We start from the raw sequence: 23,519 nt of genomic DNA, 5'->3' as shown, positions 1-23,519 counted from the left end.
GAGTAAAAAAATTGGAACAATAAATATGAAATAATTAAGAAAGGAAAATAAAAAATGAGAAGAAATACAATGACAATGCTTACGAGCTTAACTACCGGTATGATAGCGGGGATAGGACTTGCCTCTTATGTTTCATCAAACAAAGAACTTAAAAAGCCTGTAAGAAAAATGAAAAATGCAGTTGAAAAGGCTGCAAAAGAAGCTGTAAGCGAAATACAAGATATGACAATGAAAAACTAATGATAAAAGAGTTTTAATATTTATATTAAAACTCTTTTAAATATTATATAAGTTAATTAAAGATTTTGTGTATTTCATTAAATCAGTTGTATATTTTTCAAATTGTAAATCATCTATGTTATTATTTATTTTTAAATTAAAAAATGAATTAAGAATATTTTTATCTTCATTTTCTATTTTTTCCATTAGTTCAATATTTTTATGTATGTATTTATTGGTTTTTAAATAATATTTAGCTTTTATACAAAAAGACATTGATTTATAAAGTGAAAGTAAAATGTCATTGCTTTTTTCATATAAAAAATTATGAACTGTCATATGATAGGTATTACAAGCATTTAGTAACACAGCACGTTTTATATCTTCATTTTTATAAGAGGTTAAAAAAAATCTAAACTTTTGTATATTGGAAGTGTATCAAAATAAAACTGAAAAAGGTCTGATTTTTCCAGTTTTTTATCTCCTGCATTCCTGAGATAAAACCGCAAAATAAATTATTATGTTCTAATGAAGATATTATTTCTTTATAAGTTTTTAAATCATTTATTGATAGGTTATCTAAAATCACAACAATATCGATATCGCTGTTTTCATTTGCTTCTTTTCTTTATCTGCTTCCTTGAAGTCCCAAAAATATAAGTCTATTTTTAAATTCTTCTAAAAGTTTATTTTCTAGTGTTTTTAAAATTAAATTTACATCAATCATTTTTTAACCTCCTTATATTAGGGTTATATTATTATATTATAAAATAATTATAATAAATAAAAAATGTTTACTTTTTAAAATCATAGTGCTATTATTTATGCGGATGGTATTCTTTTGAAACTATACCGAGAAAAATATTAATAGTCTTCAATCTACCTAATTGCTATAAAGCTTTTATCGAAAGAAAGAGACTTTTCAATTATCAAAAGGAAGAAAAGACGAATGAAAATTGGATTTATTGGTGCTGGCAAAGTAGGCGTAAGTCTTGGGAAATATTTTGTTATGCACGAAAAAAAAGTAATGGGGTATTATAGTAATACTCTATCTTCTGCAGTTGATGCTGCAAATTTTACAAATACTAATTATTTTAATTCTTTGGAAGATATTATATCTTCTTGTGATATTTTATTTTTGACTGTTCCCGATTCAAAGATAAAAGAAGTATGGGAGCAAATATGTAAATTTGATATAGAAAATAAAATATTTTCTCATTGTAGCGGAGCTATGTCTTCTGCTGTCTTTCAAAAGTGTGACCAAGATATTCTTGGTTTTTCCATTCATCCAATGTATGCTTTCAGCGATAAGTATACTTCTTACAAAGATCTTTCAAAGGCTTACTTTACAATTGAAGGAAACGAAAAGAGAATTAATGTTATTAAGGATTTTTTTGAAAGCCTTGGAAATCATGTAAAAATCATTCCAAAAGACAATAAAACTAAATATCATTTATCTTGCGTTTTTGCGAGTAATTTAGTTGTAGCTTTGTTTTATAAGAGTATAAAAATTCTTATGGAAACAGAGTTTACTTTTGATGAAGCCAAAAATGCACTACTTCCTCTTTTTATGAATAATGCAGAGAATATTGCTTCAAAAGGTGTAATAAATGCATTAAGCGGTCCAATTGAAAGGAACGATGTAAAAACAGTAAAAGAGCATTTATCTGTTATAAACGGAAGTGAAAAGGATATTTATAAATTGTTGTCTGAGGAGCTTATTGATGTTGCAATGAAAAAAGATAATACAAAAGATTATTGCAATATGAAAAAAATTATTAAAGAGGAATAAGAGGATGAAAAACACAGTAACAACATTCAAAAAACAAAAAGAAGAAAATAGTAAGATTTCCATGCTTACGGCTTATGATTATTCGATGGCAAAATTGATCGATAAGGCAGGTATTAACGGGATTTTAGTAGGGGATTCTCTTGGTAATGTAATCCTTGGCTATGAAGATACAATACCTGTTACAATGGAAGATATGATCCACCACGGAAGAGCCGTTGCAAGAGGGGCAAAAGATGCATTGGTTGTTATAGATATGCCTTTTATGTCATATCAAACAAGTGTATATGATGCAGTAAAAAATGCAGGAAGACTCATGAAAGAAGGGCTTGGTGATGCTGTTAAGCTTGAAGGCGGCAGAGAAGTATGTGAGCAGATAAAAGCAATAACTTCTGCCGGTATACCTGTAATGGCACATCTTGGCTTAACCCCACAAAGCATTAATGCATTTGGAGGATTTAAAATACAAGGAAGAGATGAGCAAAGAGCAAAACAAATTCTTGAAGATGCTTTGTTAGTTGAAGAAGCGGGAGCTTTTGCACTTGTTCTTGAGTGTGTTCCGGAAAAATTAGCTAAACTTATTACTCAAAAAGTTAGTATTCCAACAATCGGAATAGGTGCAGGAAAATACTGTGACGGACAAATTTTGGTATATCAAGATATGCTTGGAATGTTTTCTGATTTTACGCCGAAATTTGTAAAGAAATATGCAAATATAGGTGAAATAATGCAGGACGCATTTAAAACTTACCATAAAGAAATAAATGAGGGTAAATTCCCTATGGAAGAAAATACATATAAAATTGATGATGAAGTTATAGAAAAATTATATTAATTATGGAGAGAAATATGAAAGTAGTACATAAAATCAGTGAAGTAAGAGAAATTGTAAATACATGGAAAAGAGAAGGACTTAGTGTTGGGCTTGTTCCTACAATGGGTTATCTTCATGAAGGACATCAAAGTTTAATTAAAAAAGCCGTAGAACAAAATGACAGAGTAGTTGTAAGCGTGTTTGTAAATCCTATGCAATTTGGTGAAAACGAAGATTTAGCAAGCTACCCAAGAGACCTTGAAAAAGATACAAAACTATGCGAAGAAACAGGAGCAGATTTGATTTTTAATCCAACACCTGAAGAAATGTATCCTGAAGGTTTTTGTTCGTATGTTGATATGAACTCACTTACAAAAGAACTTTGCGGAAAAAGCAGACCTATTCATTTTAGAGGTGTTATGACTGTTGTAAGTAAGCTGTTTAATATTGTTACACCTAATAAAGCATACTTTGGAATGAAAGATGCACAACAGCTTCTTATAATAAAAAGAATGGTAAAAGATTTAAGTTTTGTCATAGAAATAGTAGGATGTCCAATAGTAAGAGAAGAAGATGGTCTTGCAAAGAGTTCAAGAAATACTTATTTAAACGAAGAGGAAAGAAAAGCAGCTTTGATATTATATAAAACAATTAATTTAGGTAAGAAACTTCTTGAAGAAGGTGAAAGAGACAGTGCTGTTTTACTTTCAAAGATGAAAGAAAATATAAATAAAGAACCACTTGCGAAAATTGATTATGTTGAAGCAGTCGATATTGAAAAGGTAGAAAAAGTGGATAAAATCGAAGGTACGGTTCTTGTTGCAATGGCTGTATATATTGGCAAAACTAGATTAATTGACAACTTTGTGTTTGAGTGTTAGGAGGAAAATATGTTACTTAATATGTTAAAAGGTAAAATTCACAGAGCAACCGTTGTTCAATCAGAGCTTGATTATGTAGGAAGTATTACTGTTGATGAAGAACTTCTTGAAAAAGCCGGAATATATGAATATGAAAAGGTTCAAATTGTAGACGTAAATAACGGAAGCAGATTTGAAACTTACACAATTGCTGGAAAAAGAGGCAGTGGTATGATATGCTTAAATGGAGCCGCAGCAAGAGAAGTTCAAGTAGGGGATAAGATCATAATAATGGCTTATGCAAACATGAGTCCTGAAGAAGTGAAAGATAATCCTCCGAAAGTGCTTTTCGTTGATGAAGATAATAAAATAAAAAGAATAACAAGATATGAAAAACACGGACTCTTAACGGAGGATATGATTGATGAATAAAATTTTAGAGGGGAAAGTTGTAACCCTTGGCGTAACAGGCAGTATTGCTGCTTATAAAATGGCAAACGTAGCCAGTATACTTATAAAATTAGGTGCTGAAGTTCATGTAATAATGACTAAAAACGCAACTAACTTTATAAACCCAATAACATTCGAAACTTTAACAAATTCAAAATGCTTGGTTGATACATTTGACAGGAATTTTGAATTTCATGTTTCTCATGTAAATCTTGGTCAAAAATCAGATGTGATGCTTATTGCTCCTGCAAGTGCAAATATTATTGCAAAAATGGCTTATGGAATAGCAGATGATATGCTATCAACTACTGTTTTAGCAGCTACTTGCAAAAAGATAGTATCTCCTGCAATGAATACACATATGTACCATAATAAAATAGTTCAAGATAACATAGAAAAATTAAAAGAATATGGTTTTGAAATAATAGAGCCTGCAAAAGGCATGCTAGCGTGTAGAGACATTGGAGACGGTAAACTTCCTGATGAACAGACTCTTGTAAATTATGTATTAAAAGAAATAGCTCATGAAAAAGATTTAAAAGGTATGAATGTTATGGTAACGGCAGGAGCGACAATGGAAGCTATAGACCCTGTAAGATACATAACAAATCATTCAAGCGGTAAAATGGGATATGCGATTGCAAGAAATGCAATGTTAAGAGGGGCAAACGTAACTTTAGTAAGTGCCAATAGCAGCGAAGAGGTTCCTCCTTTTGTTGAATTAATTAAAGTAAAAAGTGCAAAAGACATGTTCGAAGCAGTAAAAGAAAAAAGCAGTGAAATGGATTTTATTATTAAAGCTGCTGCAGTTTCTGATTATACGCCTATTGATGTAAGTGATGAAAAAATAAAGAAAAAAGATGGAGATCTTTCCATAAAACTAAAAAGAACATATGATATTTTGATGTATCTTGGAGAAAATAAAAAAGAAAATCAAGTTTTATGTGGTTTTGCAATGGAAACTCAAAACTTAATAGATAATGCAAAAGCTAAGCTTGTAAAGAAAAACGCTGATATTATAGTGGCTAACTGCTTAAAAGAAGAAGGTGCAGGTTTTAAGGGAGATACAAATAAAGTTACATTCCTTACAAAAGATAATATAGAGAAAAAAGAGCTTATGAGTAAAGATGAAGTAAGCGAGATTTTACTTGATAAATTGCTTGAGATAAAAAATAAAAAGACCGATTAATCGGTCTTTTTTAAATATGCATCAATAAATAAGTCAATATCTCCATCCATTACTGATTGAACGTTTGATGTTTCGGCTTTTGTCCTATGGTCTTTTACCATGCTGTATGGGTGGAAAACGTATGAGCGAATTTGATTTCCCCATGCGATTTGTCCATAGTCGCCTTTTATTTCATCAAGTTTTTCTTTATGTTCTTCCATTAATATTTTGTATAGTTTACCCTTTAAAATTTTCATAGCCGTTTCTTTGTTTTGGAACTGGCTTCTTTCGTTTTGGCATGATACAACAATTTTTGTAGGAAGATGAGTTATTCTAACAGCTGAGTCGGTTTTGTTTACATGTTGTCCTCCTGCTCCTCCAGAACGATAAGTATCTATTTTTAAATCACTTGGATTGATTTCAAGGTTTATATCTTCTTTTATTTCCGGTTCTACATCTACTGATGCAAAAGAAGTATGTCTTCTGTTATTACTGTCAAAAGGTGAGATTCTTACAAGGCGATGTACCCCTTTTTCGCTTTTTAAATATCCGTAAGCATTTTCGCCCTTAATAAGCATTGTAACGCTTTTTATTCCTGCAACATCTCCCGATAACTCTTCGAGAATTTTTATTTTAAAATTTCTTTTTTCTGCAAATCTTGTGAACATTCTATATAACATTTCTGCCCAGTCTTGACTTTCTGTTCCTCCTGCTCCCGGGTGAATTGAAAGAATGGCATTGTTTGAATCGTATTCTCCTGATAAAAGAGTTGTTAGTGCAAAATTATTTACATCTTTTTTTAGCATATTTAATTCTTTTAAGGTATTATCTGCTTCTGTTTCTATGAATTCTTCACTTAGCATTTCCATAATAATACTGATATCTTCTTTTTTGTTTTCAAGAGATGTAAATGATGTTATTTGTGATTTTAAAGTTTTAACGTCCTTTAAAATTTGATTTGCATTTTCACTGTCATTCCAAAAATTTTCATCATTCATTAAGCTTTCTTTTTCTTTTAGATTTTGTTGTAAACTTTCAATGTTAATGGAGTTTGATAAATCATCAAGTTCCTTTGATATATCATTAAGTAAATTTTTTAATTCAATTAATTCAGTCATTTTATTACTTCCTTTTAAATATTAAATTCATTATATATTATATGACGATATTAAACAATACTATCGTTAAAATGCTTTAATGCAATTAAAGTTTAATTATTGTTTCTTTTTATAAAAAACAGCTGTTAATAAATAATTTGTAACATGATTATAATTGTTTATTAGTTGAATATGTAAAGGTTACACATTTAAAAAGATAATGATGTTTGTTTAGAAGATGTAAATTTTCATGACCTTTTTTTTTCTTTTTTTATGAAAGTACTTGTAATTATATTTTTTATCATATATAATTTTTTTAGTAAAAATCAAGTGTTATATAAAACAAGGAGAGATTACAAATGTTATATTTAATCGATGATGCTAATATCGAAAGCATTAAAACAATTACTCAATATTTCCCAATTACAGGGGTAACAACAAATCCAAGCATTATTGCTGCAAACGGAGAAAATGTTTATAAAAAAATTAAAGAAATAAGAGACGTTATTGGTCCTGACTGTGAACTTCACGCTCAAGTTTTAGCTTCAACTTGCGATGAAATCGTACAAGAAGCAATAAGACTTAGAGATGCTGTAGGCGGAAAATTCTTTGTAAAAGTTCCTGTAACAGGTGAAGGTTTAAAATCAATCAGCGTACTTAAAGAACTTGGCTTTGGCGTAACAGCTACAGCTATCTTTACAGCTCAACAAGCTTTACTTGCTGCTACAGCAGGTGCTGACTATGTAGCTCCATATGTAAACAGAATAGATAATTTCTCTTCTGACGGTATCGGAGTTGTTGCTGACATCGTTGAATTATTCGATATGTACGGAAAAGATACAAAAGTATTAGCTGCAAGCTTTAAAAATACACAACAAGTTCACAATGTAGCTTTGGCTGGTTCTCATGCTGCAACAATCAGCTGTGATTTATTTGAAAAATTAATCTATCATCCACTTACAACAGCTGCAATTATGGAATTTGAAGAAAAAGGTGCAGAATTCTATACATACGAAGAAAAATAGTATGTTTAATAAAAAAATCAGGCGGATTTTTATCCGTCTTTTTTTATTTGCAAAATTACAAAAAATAATGTATATTTAAGATTTCTTACTTTAGGGTAGAAAAGTGAGAAAAATATTGTATAATGGTTTAAATGGAAAGTGGAGGAGAAAAATGAAGAGTAATTTAAAAGTAAGTTTAGTTAGATACACTCCTGAACCTGTAAAGACTGTGGCAATGGCTGCTAAGCTTTGTTATTCAAAGGTTGGGGTTGAAGATATAAGTGAAAAAATAAGTAATGAAGATGCTGAAAAATTTGTAAAGATGCTTATGGGATTTTCTCACATGTCACCTCTTGAACATATAAGCTTTTCTTTTGCAATAGAAGGAGTAAGCAGAACTTTAACTCATCAACTTGTTAGACATAGAATTGCAAGTTATTCTCAACAATCACAAAGATATGTTGACGAAAACGAGTTTGATTATATAATACCTCCTCAAATCGAAAAAGACGAAGAAGCTTTAAAAGTATTTGAGGAAAGTATGAGTATGATTCAATCTTCATACGAAAAATTAAGAGATGTTTTAACAAAAAATGTTACAAAACAAATTATGGACGAAGACGGACTTGAAGAAAGCGAAGCTAGAAAAAAAGCCGTTAAACTTGCAAATGAAGATGCAAGATTTGTTTTACCGGGAGCTTGCGAAACAAAGATTATAACTACAATGAACGCAAGACAACTTCTTCATTTCTTTGAAGAGAGAACATGTGTAAGAGCTCAATGGGAAATAAGAGAACTTGCGACACAGATGTTAAAACTTGTTAAGGAAGTTTGTCCTGTTATTTTTGACAATGCAGGCCCTGGATGCGTAAAAGGCGGCTGTCCGGAAGGAAAGATGACTTGCGGAAAAGCAAAAGAAATAAGAGAAAAATTTAAAAATTTATAGAGGTAAGATATGAGTAATTATGAAAGAGTAAGCGGACGTAATGCCGTAAGAGAAACTTTAAAATCAGGAAGAAACATAAATAAATTATATATTAGCGAAAACCATGATTCTGGACTTGTTAACATAATTAAAATGGCAAAAAGCAAAGGTATTTCAATAAAAAAAACAAACAGACATAAACTTGACAGCATTGCAGGGAATCCTCATCATCAAGGAGTTATTGCTCTTTGCTCTCCTGTTGAAACAGTATCTTTAAGAGAGCTTACAGATAAGCTTAATAAAAAAGAAGGAAAATCTCTTGTTGTAATTCTTGATAATATAACAGACCCTCATAATGCAGGGGCAATAATCAGAAGTGCGTACTGCGCAGGTGCTGACGGTGTAATTATGCAAAACAGGAGAAGTGCCTCAATAGGAGAAGGTATGTATAAATCTTCTGCAGGTGCTTTAGAATACATCGATATATGCGAAGTGTCAAATATATCGCAGACAATAGATGCATTAAAAAAGGAAGGACTTTTTGTTGTAGGTCTTGATATGGACGGAGAAAATTATTACGATATCGATTATGATATGCCTCTTGCCATAGTTGTAGGTGCAGAGGGTAAGGGACTTGGAAGGCTTGTTAAAGAAAAATGCGACTTTATAAGTTCTATTCCACTAAAAAACAATTTTGATTCGTTAAATGCTTCTGTTGCAGCGGGAATTGTTTTATTTGAAGCTGTAAAATGCAGATAGAAAACAGCACTTTTAAGGTGCTGTTTTTTTTGTAATATATTGCTAACTTATGGACTTAAATAATATAAAATGATAGAATAGTCTAAATATAATTATGAAAGGAGAATAGAATCAAAAATGAACGATGACGATAGTGACGCGGCGAACAAACCGATACCTCTGATAGTGCGTTGTTTAATATGTTTTAGATACAAAAAAGACTGATAGAAATAAATATCGAATAAAAAAACGTATTTAGGAGGTAAGATTATGAAAAGTTCGATAATATTAATGATTTTATTACAAATTGTTTTAATTGCGTTAAATGCTGTATTTGCCTGTGCTGAAATTGCTGTTATATCCATGAACGATAACAAGCTTGAAAAAATGGCGGCAAAAGGAGATAAAAGGGCAATAAGACTTTTAAAATTAACCGAGCAGCCTGCAAGATTTTTAGCAACAATTCAAGTTGCAATTACTCTTTCCGGATTTTTGGGCAGTGCTTTTGCTGCGGAAAACTTTTCTGATGGGTTGGTTAATTTGGTTATGAAATTAGGGGGCCAATTTCCCCAAGCGTTTTAGATTCTATCTCTGTAATTTTGATTACAATTATATTATCTTATGTAACTCTTATTTTTGGTGAGCTTGTTCCAAAAAGAGTTGCCATGAAAAAAGCAGAATCTTTGGCTCTTGGTATGTCAGGGCTTACATATTCTATTTCAAAGATATTTGCGCCTTTGGTAAGTATGCTTACTGCTTCAACAAACTTTGTTTTAAGGCTTATAGGTATTGATCCTGAGGAAGAAGACGAAGATGTCAGCGAAGAAGAAATAAGAATGATGGTTGATGTAGGAAGTGAAAAGGGGACTATTGACCATGAAGAAAGAGAATTCATTCAAAATGTTTTTGAATTTGATGATTTATCTGCTGATGAAATATTAACACATAGAACTGATGTTGTTACTCTTGATATGGAAGAAAGTCTTGAAAAGTGGAAAGAGATTATATTTAATACAAAGCATACTCTTTATCCTGTTTGTGACGGTTCAATAGATAACATTATTGGAGTTCTTGATTCAAAGAAATATTTTCGTTTGGAAGATAAAAATATTGAAACTATAATAGAAAATACCATGTCAAAAGCATATTATGTTCCTGATACAATAAAAGCAGATGATTTATTCAGAAATATGAGAAAAACAGGCAATACAATGGCTGTTGTTTTAGATGAGTACGGTGGAACTGCCGGGATAATTACAATAAATGACTTGGTAGAACAGCTTGTTGGGGACCTTGAAGAAGATAATGAGATTGTAAAAATAGATGATGTAACATGTAAAGTAAAGGGAATTGCCTCTTTAGACGAGCTTTCAAAACAAATGGGTGTATCATTATCTACCGAAGAATACGACACAATCGGAGGGCTAATATTCCATGTTCTTCAAAGTATTCCGGAAAAAGGAGAAAATATTGAATTTGATTTTGAAGGAATAAAAGTAATGAATGTTAAAATATATGATCATAAAGTAGTAAGTGCGGTTGTAAAGAAAAATTCACCGAATGAAGAAGATAAAGATAATGAATAAATTAAAGACTCTAAAAAGTTTAGAGTCTTTTTAAATTATATAATTTGTCATTCCTTCATAGTCAAAGGAAGCATTAATCACTTTTTTATATATTGCATTATTATTTATTTCACTGATTAGTGCATTTTTAATTAAACTCATTATTTCTTTTTCGTTAATAGGTGAGATAATCATTGCATTAAGATATTCATTTTTAGGAATTTTATCCCATCTTACAATAACATTTAATTTTTCTTTAAGCATAAAATCAAGCCATATTCTCATTGCTCTGCCGTTTCCTTCTCTAAAAGGATGTGCGATATTCATTTCTATATATTTTTTTATTATTTTTTCATAAGAATCAATGGGCATATTATCAATAATTCTTAAACTTTCATTTAAAAATTTTACAGGTGCAAATTTAAAATTTCCTTTAGATAAATCTACACTGCGTATTTTTCCCGCAAAAGAAAATACATCCATAAACAGATATCTATGGATTTGAATTAATTCGATGGTTTTACCGTTTATTTGATTTATTTTTAATGTGTTTTCATAAAGTTGTAATGCTCTTTGTTTTGAAAAAATTTCTTCTTTTTCTATGTTCATTTTTACCGCTGTTTTATTATATCATTAAAATTTATGTTAGAAATAAATATCAAAAAATACATTTAATTTTGTAAGAAAAAAATTTTTTAAAGATAAAAAAAGAAATAAAAATTAATATAATTAAAACGTTATTATATGTTAAATTAAACGCATATTTCGTTGACTTTATTAGTGTAATTTTATATAATAAACAAAAATACTTTTAACTTAGCACGAGAGGCTAAAAAGGTTATATCCGATTTATGAGTAGCTTGATGGACAAGCTATGCATTTTTTGCGAATACCTGGCCTAAGTGCAGGTATTTTTTTATAAATATCGGAGGTATAAAACAATGTTAAAAGGTCGCAATTTGATTGAGCCAACGAATTTTACAGTAGAAGAATTAGATGAAATATTTGAGCTTGCTAATGATATTCTTAAAGACGAAAAGAAGTATGTTAACGTATGTCATGGGAAATTATTGGCAAGCCTTTTTTATGAGCCGTCAACAAGAACAAAATTTTCTTTTGACGCAGCCATGTATAGATTAGGCGGAAATGTGCTTGGCTTTTCCGATCCGAATACATCAAGTACATCAAAAGGTGAATCTCTTGCAGATACAACAGTTGTAATTTCAAATTATGTTGATATTATCGTTGCAAGACACCCAAGAGAAGGTACTGCAAAGCTTATGAGCGAACATTCAAGTGTTCCTGTAATTAACGCAGGAGACGGTGGACATCAACATCCTACACAAACATTAACAGACCTTCTTACAATTCAGTACTATAAACATAGATTTAATAATTTAAAAATCGGTGTTTGTGGAGACTTGATGTTTGGAAGAACAATTCACTCTTTGGTAAAAGCAATGTCAAGATATGAAAATATAGAGTTTGTATTTATTTCTCCAAAAGAACTTGCTATGCCTGAATATATTAAAGAGGAAATCGAAGGAAAAGTTAAATATTCTGAAACAAATTCTCTTGATGAAGTAATAGGTGATTTAGATGTACTTTATATGTCAAGAGTACAAAGAGAAAGATTTGTAAACGAAGAAGAATATTTAAGGCTTAAAGATTACTTCATACTTACAAAAGAAAAACTTGAAAATGCAAAAGAAGATATGATAGTTATGCATCCACTTCCAAGAGTAAACGAAATTTCAACAGATGTTGATAGTGATAAAAGAGCAGTTTACTTTATGCAAGGAAGACTTGGAATGTATGTAAGAATGGCTCTTATAATGAAATTATTGGGGGTAAGTTTAGATGATTAATGTTTCAATGTTAAAACAAGGTATTGTTATTGACCATATAAAAGTAAACCATGGTTATGAAGTTTTTAAACAACTTAAACTTGATGAAATAGATGATGTTATTGTTCTTATGAGAAATATTCCAAGTCATAAAATGGGAAGAAAAGACATTATAAAAATAGAAACAGACTTAAAACTTGACCTTACAATACTTGGATTAATTGACCCAAACATTACTGTAAGCTACATTAAAGATGGAAAAAGAGTAAAAAAAGTTCAACCTGAACTACCTGAAGTTGTAGAGGGTATTTTAAAATGCAAGAATCCAAGATGTATAACACAATATGAAAAAGTTGATAACATTAAATTCTATCTTGCAAATGCAGAAAAAAGAGAATACAGATGTTCTTATTGCGATTCAAAAACAACATTGGTTGAACATAAATAAGGAGAGATATGAAAACATTATTTACTGGCGGTGTTTTAATTGATGCAACCAAAACCATAAAGGAAGATGTTTTGGTTGAAGATGGAAAAATAATAAAAGTCGGAAAAGATATTGATAAAACGAACTGTGAAGTAATTGATTTAAAAGGGAAAGCATTACTTCCTGCCTTTATAGATATGCATTCTCATTTTAGAGACCCTGGTTATACCTATAAAGAAGATATTGAAACCGGTATGAAAGCAAGCGTTAAAGGCGGATATAGTGTTGTTTGCACAATGGCAAATACAAAACCTGTTTGTGATAATACTGAAGTTTTAAAATATGTAAAGGAAAAATCCGAAAAAGTAGATCTAAATAAAGTAATTCAAATTAGTGCAATCGGAAAAGACCTTGAAGATAAAGAGTTTGTAGATATTAAAGAAAACATGAAATATACAAATCTTTTCTCAAATGACGGAAAAACAATTTTCAGTGATGAATTTATGGAAGAGGCTTTGAAAAAATCTAGTGAATATGGTTTCCATTTACTAACTCATTGTCAACCTGAAGAAGAAATAATCGAAAGGGATATGAAGCTTCTTGAAAAAGTTGGCGGAAATCTTCATGTGTGTCATATAAGTACAAAGAAATCATTGGAACTTATAAAAGAAGCAAGAAAAAAAGGATTAAAGGTAAGCTGTGAAGTTGCACCTCATCATTTATTTGCAGACAGCCTTTCTTACAGAGTAAATCCTTCCTTTGCAACACCTGAAGACAGAATGGCTCTTATAGAAGGAATCAAAAATAATGATATAGAAATTCTTGCAATAGACCATGCACCTCATTCAAAAGAAGACAAAGAAAAAGGAGCTCCGGGAATTGATAATATCGAAGTTGCTTTTTCTATGTACTATAAAGTATTCTTTGATAATGATATCAGCATAAATAAATTAAGCGAAATGATAAGTTTAAATCCGGCAAAAAAAATAGGTTTAAACAAAGGTTTAATCAAAGAAGGTTATGATGCAGATTTGGTTGTTGTTGATACTGATTATGAAGGAATTATAAACAAAGACGAATTTATTTCAAAATCAAACAACACACCTTTTGATAAAGAAAAAATTAAGGGCAAAGTTTTAATGACATTTGTCGGAGGAGAAAAGAAATATGAAGCTGATAGATAAACTATATGAAAGAAGCAAGAAAAACATGGCTGTATGTTTGGGTCTTGATACAAAAGAAGCTTTTTTACCTGAATATATAAGCAACATGGATATATCTTTAGGAGAAAAATATTTCTTGTTTAATAAAGCTATAATAGATGCCACAAAAGATATTGTAGCTTGTTATAAAGTTCAAATTGCTTGTTATGAAGCTCTTGGAATGGATGGGCTTAACGCATATCAAAAAACACTTAAATATATAAGAGAAAATGACGGAATTGTAATTGCAGACATAAAAAGAGGAGATATTTCTTCAACTGCTGCAATGTATGCTGACGGTCATTTTAAAGGAGACTTTGAAGCTGACTTTATTACTATAAACACATATATGGGACTTGATGCAATTAGCCCATATTTTGACTATATGAAAGATGGAAGCAAGGGGCTTTTCGTTTTAGTAAAAACATCAAATCCAAACGGACATCAAATTCAAGACTTAGAAGTAAAAGATGGCGAAAAAGTTTATGAAAAGATGGCTAAATACGTTGATGAATGGGGAAGCGACTTTGTAGGAGAATGTGGATACAGCAGTGTCGGAGCTGTTGTAGGTCTAACTTATCCTAAAGAATTTATAGAAGTAAAGAAATTTATGCCAAAAGCATTCTTCTTAATTCCGGGATATGGAGCTCAAGGCGGAACAGGAAAAGATATTGCGGAAATTTTCAAAGACGATATCTGCGGAGTTGTTAATTCATCAAGAGGAATTATATCTGCACATAAAGGTAAAATTGAAGATGAAAACTTTACTGAACTTACGTTAAAAGCCGTAAAAGATATGCAAGAGGATATAGGACAATGGCTATAGTATTATTTAATGAAAAAATAAAAGATGATATCTATATGATGAAACTTGAAGGAAAGTTTGAAGGAAAAGAAGGACAGTTTTATATGCTTCGCTCTTTAAATACATTTCTTGCAAAACCTATAAGTATTCATGATATAGATGAAGAAGGGATAACTTTCTTATATCAAGTAAAAGGAGAGGGTACAAAGTACTTTAAGACTCTTCAAAAAGGAATGGAACTTGACTTATTTGGTCCAAGAGGTAACGGGTTTGATATAGAAAATATCGAAAAAGATGTTACTTTAATAGGCGGAGGTATAGGAACTGCTCCTTTATATTATCTATGTAAACAAATAAGAAATAAATATCCTGATAAAAAAATAAGAGTATATCTTGGTTTTACTAAAGAAGATTATCTTGTAGATGATTTTAAGAAAATTGCAGATGAAGTTATAGTTGATGTAGGCGGAATAATAACTCATAAAGTTGATTTTATAAAGGATGATATTTACTTTACATGCGGTCCTGATATTATGATGAGAAGCGCATATGATCTTGCTAAAAAAGCAGGAAGAGAAATATATGTTTCATTAGAAAACAGAATGGCATGTGGTGTAGGAGCTTGTCTTGGATGTAATGTTGAGACACCAAACGGAAATAAAAAAGTATGTAAAGACGGTCCTGTATTTAAAGGAAGCGAGGTATACTAAAATGGATAGATTAAAAGTAAATTTCTTAGGTAAAGAATTTAATAATCCATTGGTTGCCGCAAGCGGAACTTTTGGTTTTGGAAGAGAATACAGCGAGTTTTTTGATGTAAAAGAAATTGGTGGTATATGCTCAAAAGGGCTTACTTTAAATCCTCAACCCGGTAATACGGGAGTTAGAATTTGGGAAACTCCAAGCGGAGTAATAAACAGTATAGGACTTGAAAACCCCGGGGTTAAAAAATTTATAGAAAATGAACTTGATTATATGAATTCTACCGAAAGCAGGGTTATAGTAAATTTCGGGGCTCACAGCAAGGAAGATTTTCTTGATGGTATTGAGCTTTTAAATGAACAAGAACTTGATTTTATAGAACTTAACATTTCATGTCCAAATGTTAAGGAAGGCGGAATGGCTTTTTGTATGAATTCTGCAAGTGCATATGATATTACAAAATCGGTAAAAGAAAAGTCAAAATATCCTATTATCGTTAAATTATCGCCAAATGCACCAAGTGTTACAGATGTTGCAAAAGCAGTGGAAGACGGCGGTGCTGATGCTGTAAGTTTAACAAATACATTTCTTGCAATGGCTATTGATATAAATAAGAAAAAACCTGTATTTGATAATGTTTATGCAGGGTTATCGGGAAGTGCAATAAAACCTATTGCTCTTAGAATGGTTCATCAGGTTGCAAAGGAAATAAAAATTCCTATTCTTGCTTACGGAGGAGTAAGCAATTATAAAGATGCTCTTGAATTTATAATGGCAGGAGCGACTTTAGTAGGAGTTGGAAGTGCAATTTTTGCTAATCCGATGGTAATGATTGAAATAAGAGATGATTTAGATAAATATCTAAAGAATAATAATATAAACAATATAAGTGAACTTATAGGAATAGTATAAAGGAGAGTATGTAATGAGTGAACAAAGAGTAAAAGAAATTTTAAAAGAAACAGAAGCATTTTTGGAAGGTCATTTTTTACTTTCATCAGGCAGACATTCAAATCAATATGTACAATGTGCAAAACTTTTAAGATTTCCTGATAAAGCAGCGGAAGTATTAAAAGATGTAGCTGAACAAGTAAAAGATTTAGGTATTACAAAAATATGTGGACCTGCAATGGGTGGTGTTATAGTTTCTTATGAACTAGGGAGGCAACTTGGAATAGAAAGTATCTTTACAGAAAGAAAAGACGGTAACATGGAACTTAGAAGAGGATTCACTGTAGGAAAAGGAGATAAAGTTCTAATAAGTGAAGATGTTATCACAACAGGAAAAAGCACACTTGAAACTGTTAAAGTATTAGAAGATATGGGAGCAGAAGTGGTTGGTGTTTGTTCAATAGTAAACAGAACAAGCGAAGATCTTGATTTCCCACTTCCTATTTATTCTGCAATAAGACTTAACATTGTTTCTTATGATAGTGAAGAATGTCCACTTTGTAAAGAGGGAAAAATTGAACTTGTAAAACCTGGCAGCAGAGATTTTAAGAAAAGTAAATAAAGAGGTTAGAAAATGAAAGGATACTTACAACTTGAAAATGGAATGACCTTTGAAGGTGAGCTTTTCGGTAAGATTGAAGATAAAGTTATCGGAGAAGTTGTATTTAATACTTCAATGACAGGTTATCAAGAAATTCTTACAGACCCTTCTTATTATGGTCAAATAGTAACAATGACATATCCTTTAATCGGTAATTATGGGGTAAATTTTGATTATGAACAATCAGCTTGCTGTAAAGCAAGAGGTTTTATTGTAAAAGAAGTAAGCAACAAACCAAATAATTTCAATAATGAAATGACTCTTCCCGATTATTTGGAAAGCGAAGATATAACAGCAATAAGCGGTGTAGATACAAGAATGCTTACAAAAGTACTTAGAAACGAAGGCGTTATGAGAGGAATGATTACAACTCACATGATGCCAAAGACAAAACTTATCGAAATACTTGACGAATTTGATAATTCAAAAAGTGTATTCAGCGTTTCGACTTCAGCTCCATTTGAAGTTAAAGGAGATAAAGACGGAAAGCATATTGTAGCTATAGATTATGGAATAAAAGCAAATATCATAAATATGTTTAAACAGAGAGGGGTTAATTTAACCGTAGTTCCTTTTGATACAAAGGCGGAAGATATACTAAAAATGAATCCTGATGCTGTATTTTTATCAAACGGACCTGGGGATCCTGCCGATTTACCTGATTGTGTAAAAGAAATTAAAAAATTAATAGGTAAACTTCCTATAATAGGAATTTGTCTTGGTCACCAATTAGCGTCTCTTGCGCTTGGAGGAAAGACATCAAAACTTAAATTTGGACACAGAGGAGGAAACCACCCTGTAAAGAATTTAGACAATGAAAAAGTATTTATGACAAGTCAAAATCACGGTTATGTAGTAGATGAATTACCTGAAGGGGTAGAAGTTACTTATAGAAATATCAATGACGGAAGTATAGAAGGAATGAGATGTAAGGATAAGAAGATATTTACAATTCAATTCCATCCTGAAGCTTGTCCAGGACCTTATGAAGGCGTTCATATTTTTGACGAATTTTTAAAGGTAATAGAATAGGAGGAATATACAAATGCCAAAAAGAGATGATATAAAGAAAGTATTGGTTATAGGTTCTGGTCCTATTATTATCGGTCAAGCTGCAGAATTTGACTATTCAGGAACTCAGGCTTGTGAAGCATTAAAAGAAGAAGGGGTAGAAGTTGTTCTTGTAAACTCTAACCCTGCTACAATAATGACAGATAAACAAACAGCTGATAAAGTATATATTGAGCCTTTAAATGTTGAATCTTTGGAAAAAGTAATTGCAAAAGAAAGACCGGATTCAATCATTGGAGGTATGGGTGGACAAACCGCTCTTAACTTAACGATGGAACTTCACAATAAAGGTATCCTTGATAAATACGGAGTAAAAGTAATAGGTACTAGTATTGAAGGTATCATAAAAGGTGAAGACAGAGATGAATTTAGAAAGTTAATGCAAGAAATTGGACAACCTATAATTGAAAGTAGAATTGTAAACACATTGGAAGATGCCAAAAAGGCGGCTCTTGATATAGGTTATCCTGTTGTTGTAAGACCTGCTTATACACTTGGCGGTACAGGCGGTGGTATCGTAAATAATGAAGAAGAGTTATTAAAAATTGCAGAAAGCGGTCTTGCTCTTTCAATGACAACTCAAGTTTTAATTGAAAAGAGTATCAAAAACTGGAAAGAAATCGAATATGAAGTAATGAGAGATGCCAAGGGTACATGTATTACAATTTGTAATATGGAAAATATAGACCCAGTAGGTATTCATACAGGAGACAGTATTGTTGTTGCTCCTAGTCAAACTCTTTCAGATAAAGAATATCAAATGCTAAGAACAGCATCTATAGATATAATTAACGCTGTAGGAATTGAAGGTGGATGTAACGTACAAATTGCTCTACATCCTGACAGCATGGAATATGCAATAATCGAAATTAACCCAAGAGTTTCTCGTTCTTCAGCTCTTGCATCAAAAGCTGCAGGATATCCAATCGCTAAAGTTTCAGCTAAAATTGCTCTTGGATATTATCTTGATGAAATTAAAAATGCGGTTACAAAAGAAACTTATGCTTGTTTTGAACCTGCTCTTGACTATGTTGTAGTAAAAATTCCTAAATGGCCATTTGATAAATTCTTAAATGCAAAAAGAGATTTAGGTACTAAGATGATGGCGACAGGGGAAGTAATGGCTATAGGTAGAACTTTTGAAGAAGCTTTCTTAAAAGCTATACGTTCTCTTGAAATTAAAAAACATACTTTAGTACATGATAAAGTAAATGATATTCCTATAAAAGAACTTAGACATAAAGTATTTAAAGCTGATGATGAAAGAATCTTTGTTCTTGCTCAAATGCTTAGAATGAAATATTCTGTAACTCAAGTAAGTAAAATTACAGGTATTGATTTATTCTTTGTAAATAAAATTAATGAAATAGTAAAAAGAGAAGAACATTTAAAAACTCTAACTTTAGAAACTTTAACAAGAGATGAACTTCTTGATTTAAAGAAAAAAGGATTCTCTGATAAGGGAATTAGTTTCTTAATGGGAGTTAGAGAAAAAGATATATATGAAATGAGACAAATGTGGAATATTAATCCTGTTTATAAAATGGTTGATACATGTGCAGGTGAATTTGAAGCAAATACTCCATATTATTACTCAACATACGATACTGAAGATGAAGTAGTAGTAAGTGACAAGAAGAAAGTCATGGTTATAGGTTCAGGTCCAATCAGAATCGGACAAGGTATTGAATTTGACTACAGCTCAGTACATTGTGTATATGCTCTAAAACAATTAGGAATCGAAACAATAGTTGTAAACAACAACCCTGAAACAGTAAGTACAGACTTCGACATTTCAGATAAACTTTATTTTGAACCATTAACAGATGAAGATGTGCTTAACATTTACAATAAAGAAAAACCTGACGGAGTAATTTTACAATTCGGTGGACAAACAGCAATTAAACTTGCAGAAATGTGCGTAAGAGAAAATATTCCAATTCTTGGAACTTCTCCAGATAGTATCGACAGAGCAGAAGATAGAGAAAGATTTGAAGAAATGCTTACAAAACTTGGTGTAAAACAACCAACAGGTAAAGGTGTATTTACAGTTGAAGAAGGTATCGAAACTGCAAATAAAATTGAATATCCTGTACTTGTAAGACCTTCATATGTTCTTGGTGGTAGAGGTATGATGATTTGCCACGACGAAGAAAGTCTTGTTAAATATCTAACAAACGCAATCAAAGAAGACCCTAAAAATCCTGTTCTTATTGATAAATATTTATATGGTCTTGAACTTGAAGTTGATGCAGTATGCGATGGTGAAGATGTTTTCGTTCCTGGTATCATGGAACATCTTGACAGAGCAGGGGTTCACTCAGGAGACAGCGTAACAATTTATCCAACAATTCATGTAAGTGATAAAATAAAAGAAACATTATATGACTATACAAGAAAAATTGCTCTTGAACTTGATGTAAGAGGTATGATAAATATCCAATTTATCGTATTCAAAGACGAACTTTATGTAATCGAAGTTAACCCTCGTTCAAGTAGAACAGTACCATATATTACAAAGATTACAAACGTTCCTATTCTTGAAATGGCAGTAAGATCTATGTTTGGTCCTTGCATTAAAGAAATGGGATATGGAAGTTATGTATATAAAGACAGCGAAAATTATGGAATTAAAGTACCTGTATTCTCAACAGAAAAACTTCCAAACGTTGAAGTAAGCCTTGGACCAGAAATGCGTTCAACAGGTGAAGTACTTGGTGTAAGTAAAAATTACCTTGAAGCATTATACAAAGGTTTCCTTGCAGCAGGATTTGATTTAAGCAGAAGAAAAAGAAAACTTCTTATTTCTTTAAATGATGAAAGTAAAGAAGAACTTATTGAATCTCTTAAAAAGATGTCTGAAATTGGATATGAATTCTTTGCAACAGGGAATACAAAGAAATACATGGAAGAACATGGTGTAGAAAATGTTACTGAAGTGTATAAGATTGGTTACGAAGGAGAACATAAAGAACTTGGTATTCTTGATGTAATTAAAAATCATAAAATTGATTTAATAATCAATACTCCTCAAAGCTCATCAGATTCAGAAACAGACGGATTTAAGATAAGAAGATGTGCTGTTGAATGTGGAGTAAGCATCGTTACTTCAATAGATAGTGCAATTGCTTTAGCAACATTATTCTGTGAAGATTTAGATTATGATAAATTTGATATTACAGATGTTGCAAGTTATTAATAAAAATAAAAAGATAGCTTAGGCTGTCTTTTTTTGTTGCATTAAAAATCTTTATACAATCTTAATGCTTCCTAATATCTCCTTAATACTATTTTAATTCTCTTAGTGATAAACTTTATTAAGTAAAAAGGAGGAATTAAAAATGGCATTTCTTATAGGAATAAGTGGGTTGGCAGCATTAGCTATGCTTATATATTATGCTGTTTTACTATTAGGAGGTAGAGATAAATGAGTAATTCTATTTTACAATATGTGCTTTACTTGGTAATTTTGGTGGGATTAGCAATCCCATTAGGGAAATACATTAGTAAGGTAATGAATGGTGAAAAGGTATTTTTATCGAAAATTATAGTTCCCGCAGAAAACTTAATTTATAAAACTTTAAAGATAAATAAAGATGAAGATATGGGGTTTAAAAAATATGCTGTTAGTGCACTTGCATTTAGTGGTTTTGGATTAATATTTCTATTTGTAATTCAATGTGCACAAGCATTGTTACCTTTAAATCCTGAAGGGATAGAAGGTATGAGTTGGCATTTATCTTTTAATACAGCTGCAAGTTTTGTAACTAATACAAACTGGCAAGCGTATAGTGGAGAATCCAAATTAAGTTATTTATCACAAGCTTTAGGATTAACAGTTCAAAACTTTACATCAGCAGCAACAGGTATTGCTGTTTTATATGCTCTTGTAAGAGGATTAATGAGAGTTAAAAGTAATGGAATAGGAAACTTTTTTGTTGATGTAACAAGAAGTATTCTTTACATATTACTTCCACTTTCTATTGTAGTAACAATAGGACTTGCATCTCAAGGTGTTGTTCAAACAATGAGAGGCCATGAAGAAGTAGCATTACTTGAGCCTGTTGCAGTAACAACAGAAGGAGAAGTAATAGAACATGCAAAAATCTTAAATGATAAAGTGTATGTAGACGGAAAAGAAGTTAAGGATGCTGAAATTGTAACAAAAGAAGTTGTTCCATTAGGTATGGCAGCAAGTCAAGTTGCAATAAAACAACTTGGAACAAATGGTGGTAGATATTATGGAGTTAACTCTGCTCATCCACTTGAAAATCCAACTCCGTTTTCAAATATGTTGGAAATGATATCTTTACTACTTATACCTGTAGCTTTATGTTTTGCATTTGGTAGAGATGTTAAGAATAAAAAACAAGGTATTGCTTTATTTATGGCAATGTTTATTATGCTAGTAGTCGGTCTTGGTTTAACTGCTTACAGTGAGCATTCTTCAACTCATGCATTTACACAAAATCAATCGGTAAGTACGTCAGTTGATGGACAAATGGGTAACATGGAAGGAAAAGAAACAAGATTTGGTATTGCAACTTCCGTTACTTGGGCATCATTTACAACTGCTGCTTCAAATGGTTCGGTAAACTCAATGCATGACAGTTATACACCATTGGACGGTATGATTCCAATGCTTCAAATGCAGCTTGGTGAAGTAATATTTGGAGGTGTCGGTTGTGGTTTATACGGTATGTTAGGATTTGCAATTTTAACAGTATTTGTTGCAGGACTTATGGTTGGAAGAACACCTTAGTTTTTAGGGAAGAAAATAGAGCCGTTTGAAATGAGGATGTCTGTACTTGTTTGCTTGGCGACACCTATTGCAATATTGGTGGGAAGCTTTATTGCAACAATTCTTCCTCAAACAGCTGAAAGTTTAAATAACACAGGCGCTCATGGCTTAAGTGAAGTTATATATGCATTCTCTTCTTGTGGAGGGAATAACGGTTTTGCTTTTGCAGGTTTTAATGCAAATACTCCATGCTTAAACGTAAACTTAGGTTTGGTAATGTTATTTGCTCGTTTTGTTCAAATGACTGCTTGGCTTGCAATAGCAGGAAGTTTAGCTAAGAAAAAGAAAATTGCTGTGACATCCGGTACACTTTCGACATTAAATGCGATGTTTGTATTCTTATTAATATTAATGGTATTAATTGTCGGAGCATTAAGTTTCTTCCCTGCATTGTCTCTTGGACCTATAGCAGAGTTCTTTGAAATGATTGTATAGTTAGGAAGGAGAAATAAAAGAAAATGAAAAATAATGAATACACAAGTG

General features: G+C 31.3%; 23 protein-coding genes and 1 pseudogene. 21 read left to right on the top strand and 3 right to left on the bottom strand.

The window, feature by feature from the left end; translation table 11 throughout:
- The first annotated feature begins 54 nt into the window (after window positions 1–54).
- A complete protein-coding gene (locus ACTQYZ_RS00760; RefSeq protein ID WP_329382512.1) occupies window positions 55–240 on the top strand; it encodes a hypothetical protein in 186 nt (61 codons plus the stop codon).
- Window positions 241–276: 36 nt separating this feature from the next.
- Here the strand turns inward: ACTQYZ_RS00760 and ACTQYZ_RS00755 are convergent, their stop codons facing one another.
- Window positions 277–495: a hypothetical protein gene (locus tag ACTQYZ_RS00755; RefSeq protein ID WP_441021282.1), complete on the bottom strand. Its 219-nt coding sequence runs from the start codon at window positions 493–495 to the stop codon at window positions 277–279.
- Between the two features lie 673 nt (window positions 496–1,168).
- Between ACTQYZ_RS00755 and ACTQYZ_RS00750 the strand changes: the two genes are divergently transcribed.
- From ACTQYZ_RS00750 to coaBC, 5 genes are read left to right on the top strand one after another with little or no spacing between them, the layout of a single operon-like run.
- Window positions 1,169–2,011, top strand: a complete 843-nt coding sequence (locus ACTQYZ_RS00750; RefSeq protein ID WP_441021284.1) for a Rossmann-like and DUF2520 domain-containing protein — start codon at window positions 1,169–1,171, stop codon at window positions 2,009–2,011.
- A 4-nt stretch (window positions 2,012–2,015) separates the two neighbouring features.
- Window positions 2,016–2,843, top strand: coding sequence for a 3-methyl-2-oxobutanoate hydroxymethyltransferase (gene panB / locus ACTQYZ_RS00745; protein ID WP_441021286.1), 828 nt, complete (start codon window positions 2,016–2,018; stop codon window positions 2,841–2,843).
- Between the two features lie 14 nt (window positions 2,844–2,857).
- Window positions 2,858–3,703: a pantoate--beta-alanine ligase gene (gene panC / locus ACTQYZ_RS00740; RefSeq protein WP_441415822.1), complete on the top strand. Its 846-nt coding sequence runs from the start codon at window positions 2,858–2,860 to the stop codon at window positions 3,701–3,703.
- 9 nt (window positions 3,704–3,712) lie between these two features.
- Window positions 3,713–4,114 (top strand): aspartate 1-decarboxylase, encoded by a 402-nt coding sequence (panD, locus tag ACTQYZ_RS00735; RefSeq protein ID WP_441021290.1) that lies wholly within the window; start codon window positions 3,713–3,715, stop codon window positions 4,112–4,114.
- On the top strand, window positions 4,107–5,321 hold the full coding sequence (gene coaBC, locus ACTQYZ_RS00730) for a bifunctional phosphopantothenoylcysteine decarboxylase/phosphopantothenate--cysteine ligase CoaBC (RefSeq protein ID WP_441021291.1): 1,215 nt from the start codon (window positions 4,107–4,109) through the stop codon (window positions 5,319–5,321). Before panD ends, coaBC begins: the two co-directional genes overlap by 8 nt.
- Here coaBC and prfB read toward each other — a convergent pair.
- Window positions 5,318–6,418 (bottom strand): peptide chain release factor 2, encoded by a 1,101-nt coding sequence (gene prfB, locus ACTQYZ_RS00725; protein WP_441021293.1) that lies wholly within the window; start codon window positions 6,416–6,418, stop codon window positions 5,318–5,320. The genes coaBC and prfB overlap by 4 nt on opposite strands.
- Window positions 6,419–6,756: 338 nt before the next feature.
- Between prfB and ACTQYZ_RS00720 the strand changes: the two genes are divergently transcribed.
- The 5 genes from ACTQYZ_RS00720 to ACTQYZ_RS00700 all read left to right on the top strand — a co-directional run bounded on the left by ACTQYZ_RS00720 (window position 6,757) and on the right by ACTQYZ_RS00700 (window position 10,650).
- Window positions 6,757–7,422, top strand: a complete 666-nt coding sequence (locus ACTQYZ_RS00720) for a transaldolase family protein (RefSeq protein ID WP_441021294.1) — start codon at window positions 6,757–6,759, stop codon at window positions 7,420–7,422.
- A 151-nt stretch (window positions 7,423–7,573) separates the two neighbouring features.
- Window positions 7,574–8,347, top strand: a complete 774-nt coding sequence (thyX, locus tag ACTQYZ_RS00715) for an FAD-dependent thymidylate synthase (RefSeq protein WP_441021296.1) — start codon at window positions 7,574–7,576, stop codon at window positions 8,345–8,347.
- A gap of 9 nt (window positions 8,348–8,356) precedes the next feature.
- Window positions 8,357–9,085 carry a 23S rRNA (guanosine(2251)-2'-O)-methyltransferase RlmB gene (rlmB, locus tag ACTQYZ_RS00710; protein WP_441415821.1) on the top strand — a complete coding sequence of 243 codons (729 nt, stop codon included), beginning with the start codon at window positions 8,357–8,359 and terminating at the stop codon, window positions 9,083–9,085.
- A 249-nt stretch (window positions 9,086–9,334) separates the two neighbouring features.
- Window positions 9,335–9,646: a CNNM domain-containing protein gene (locus ACTQYZ_RS00705; protein WP_441021298.1), complete on the top strand. Its 312-nt coding sequence runs from the start codon at window positions 9,335–9,337 to the stop codon at window positions 9,644–9,646.
- Window positions 9,647–9,663: 17 nt separating this feature from the next.
- Window positions 9,664–10,650: a hemolysin family protein gene (locus ACTQYZ_RS00700; protein WP_441021299.1), complete on the top strand. Its 987-nt coding sequence runs from the start codon at window positions 9,664–9,666 to the stop codon at window positions 10,648–10,650.
- Between the two features lie 30 nt (window positions 10,651–10,680).
- Here the strand turns inward: ACTQYZ_RS00700 and ACTQYZ_RS00695 are convergent, their stop codons facing one another.
- Window positions 10,681–11,238, bottom strand: a complete 558-nt coding sequence (locus ACTQYZ_RS00695; protein WP_441415820.1) for a Fic/DOC family protein — start codon at window positions 11,236–11,238, stop codon at window positions 10,681–10,683.
- Between the two features lie 332 nt (window positions 11,239–11,570).
- Between ACTQYZ_RS00695 and pyrB the strand changes: the two genes are divergently transcribed.
- The 10 genes and pseudogenes from pyrB (at window position 11,571) to kdpA (ending at window position 23,471) form a co-directional block, all read left to right on the top strand.
- The gene (pyrB, locus tag ACTQYZ_RS00690; protein ID WP_138267963.1) at window positions 11,571–12,497 is read left to right on the top strand and encodes an aspartate carbamoyltransferase; all 927 of its coding nucleotides are present in this window, start codon (window positions 11,571–11,573) and stop codon (window positions 12,495–12,497) included.
- Window positions 12,490–12,924, top strand: coding sequence for an aspartate carbamoyltransferase regulatory subunit (locus ACTQYZ_RS00685; protein WP_441021303.1), 435 nt, complete (start codon window positions 12,490–12,492; stop codon window positions 12,922–12,924). The genes pyrB and ACTQYZ_RS00685 overlap by 8 nt, the downstream gene beginning before the upstream one ends.
- Before the next feature lie 8 nt (window positions 12,925–12,932).
- Entirely contained in the window at window positions 12,933–14,087 is a 1,155-nt protein-coding gene (locus ACTQYZ_RS00680; protein ID WP_441415819.1) for a dihydroorotase, read from the top strand.
- Entirely contained in the window at window positions 14,071–14,931 is an 861-nt protein-coding gene (gene pyrF / locus ACTQYZ_RS00675) for an orotidine-5'-phosphate decarboxylase (RefSeq protein ID WP_441415818.1), read from the top strand. The genes ACTQYZ_RS00680 and pyrF overlap by 17 nt, the downstream gene beginning before the upstream one ends.
- Complete coding sequence (locus ACTQYZ_RS00670; RefSeq protein WP_441021307.1) at window positions 14,922–15,620, top strand: dihydroorotate dehydrogenase electron transfer subunit; 699 nt, start codon at window positions 14,922–14,924, stop codon at window positions 15,618–15,620. The genes pyrF and ACTQYZ_RS00670 overlap by 10 nt, the downstream gene beginning before the upstream one ends.
- 1 nt (window position 15,621) lies before the next feature.
- Entirely contained in the window at window positions 15,622–16,524 is a 903-nt protein-coding gene (locus tag ACTQYZ_RS00665; RefSeq protein WP_441021309.1) for a dihydroorotate dehydrogenase, read from the top strand.
- Between the two features lie 13 nt (window positions 16,525–16,537).
- Window positions 16,538–17,125: an orotate phosphoribosyltransferase gene (pyrE, locus tag ACTQYZ_RS00660; protein ID WP_441021310.1), complete on the top strand. Its 588-nt coding sequence runs from the start codon at window positions 16,538–16,540 to the stop codon at window positions 17,123–17,125.
- 12 nt (window positions 17,126–17,137) lie between these two features.
- A complete protein-coding gene (locus ACTQYZ_RS00655) occupies window positions 17,138–18,196 on the top strand; it encodes a carbamoyl phosphate synthase small subunit (protein WP_441021311.1) in 1,059 nt (352 codons plus the stop codon).
- A gap of 13 nt (window positions 18,197–18,209) precedes the next feature.
- On the top strand, window positions 18,210–21,434 hold the full coding sequence (gene carB / locus ACTQYZ_RS00650; protein WP_441021313.1) for a carbamoyl-phosphate synthase large subunit: 3,225 nt from the start codon (window positions 18,210–18,212) through the stop codon (window positions 21,432–21,434).
- 228 nt (window positions 21,435–21,662) lie between these two features.
- A pseudogene (gene kdpA, locus ACTQYZ_RS00645) lies at window positions 21,663–23,471 on the top strand (potassium-transporting ATPase subunit KdpA).
- Window positions 23,472–23,519: the final 48 nt, after the last annotated feature.

The organism is Anaerofustis sp. LCP19S3_F7 (assembly GCF_052119445.1).
In the GTDB taxonomy this organism is placed as follows: Bacteria; Bacillota; Clostridia; order Eubacteriales; family Anaerofustaceae; genus Anaerofustis; species Anaerofustis butyriciformans.
The sequence above is the reverse complement of the archived record's forward strand: the minus strand, read 5'-3'. Positions and strand labels throughout refer to the sequence as shown.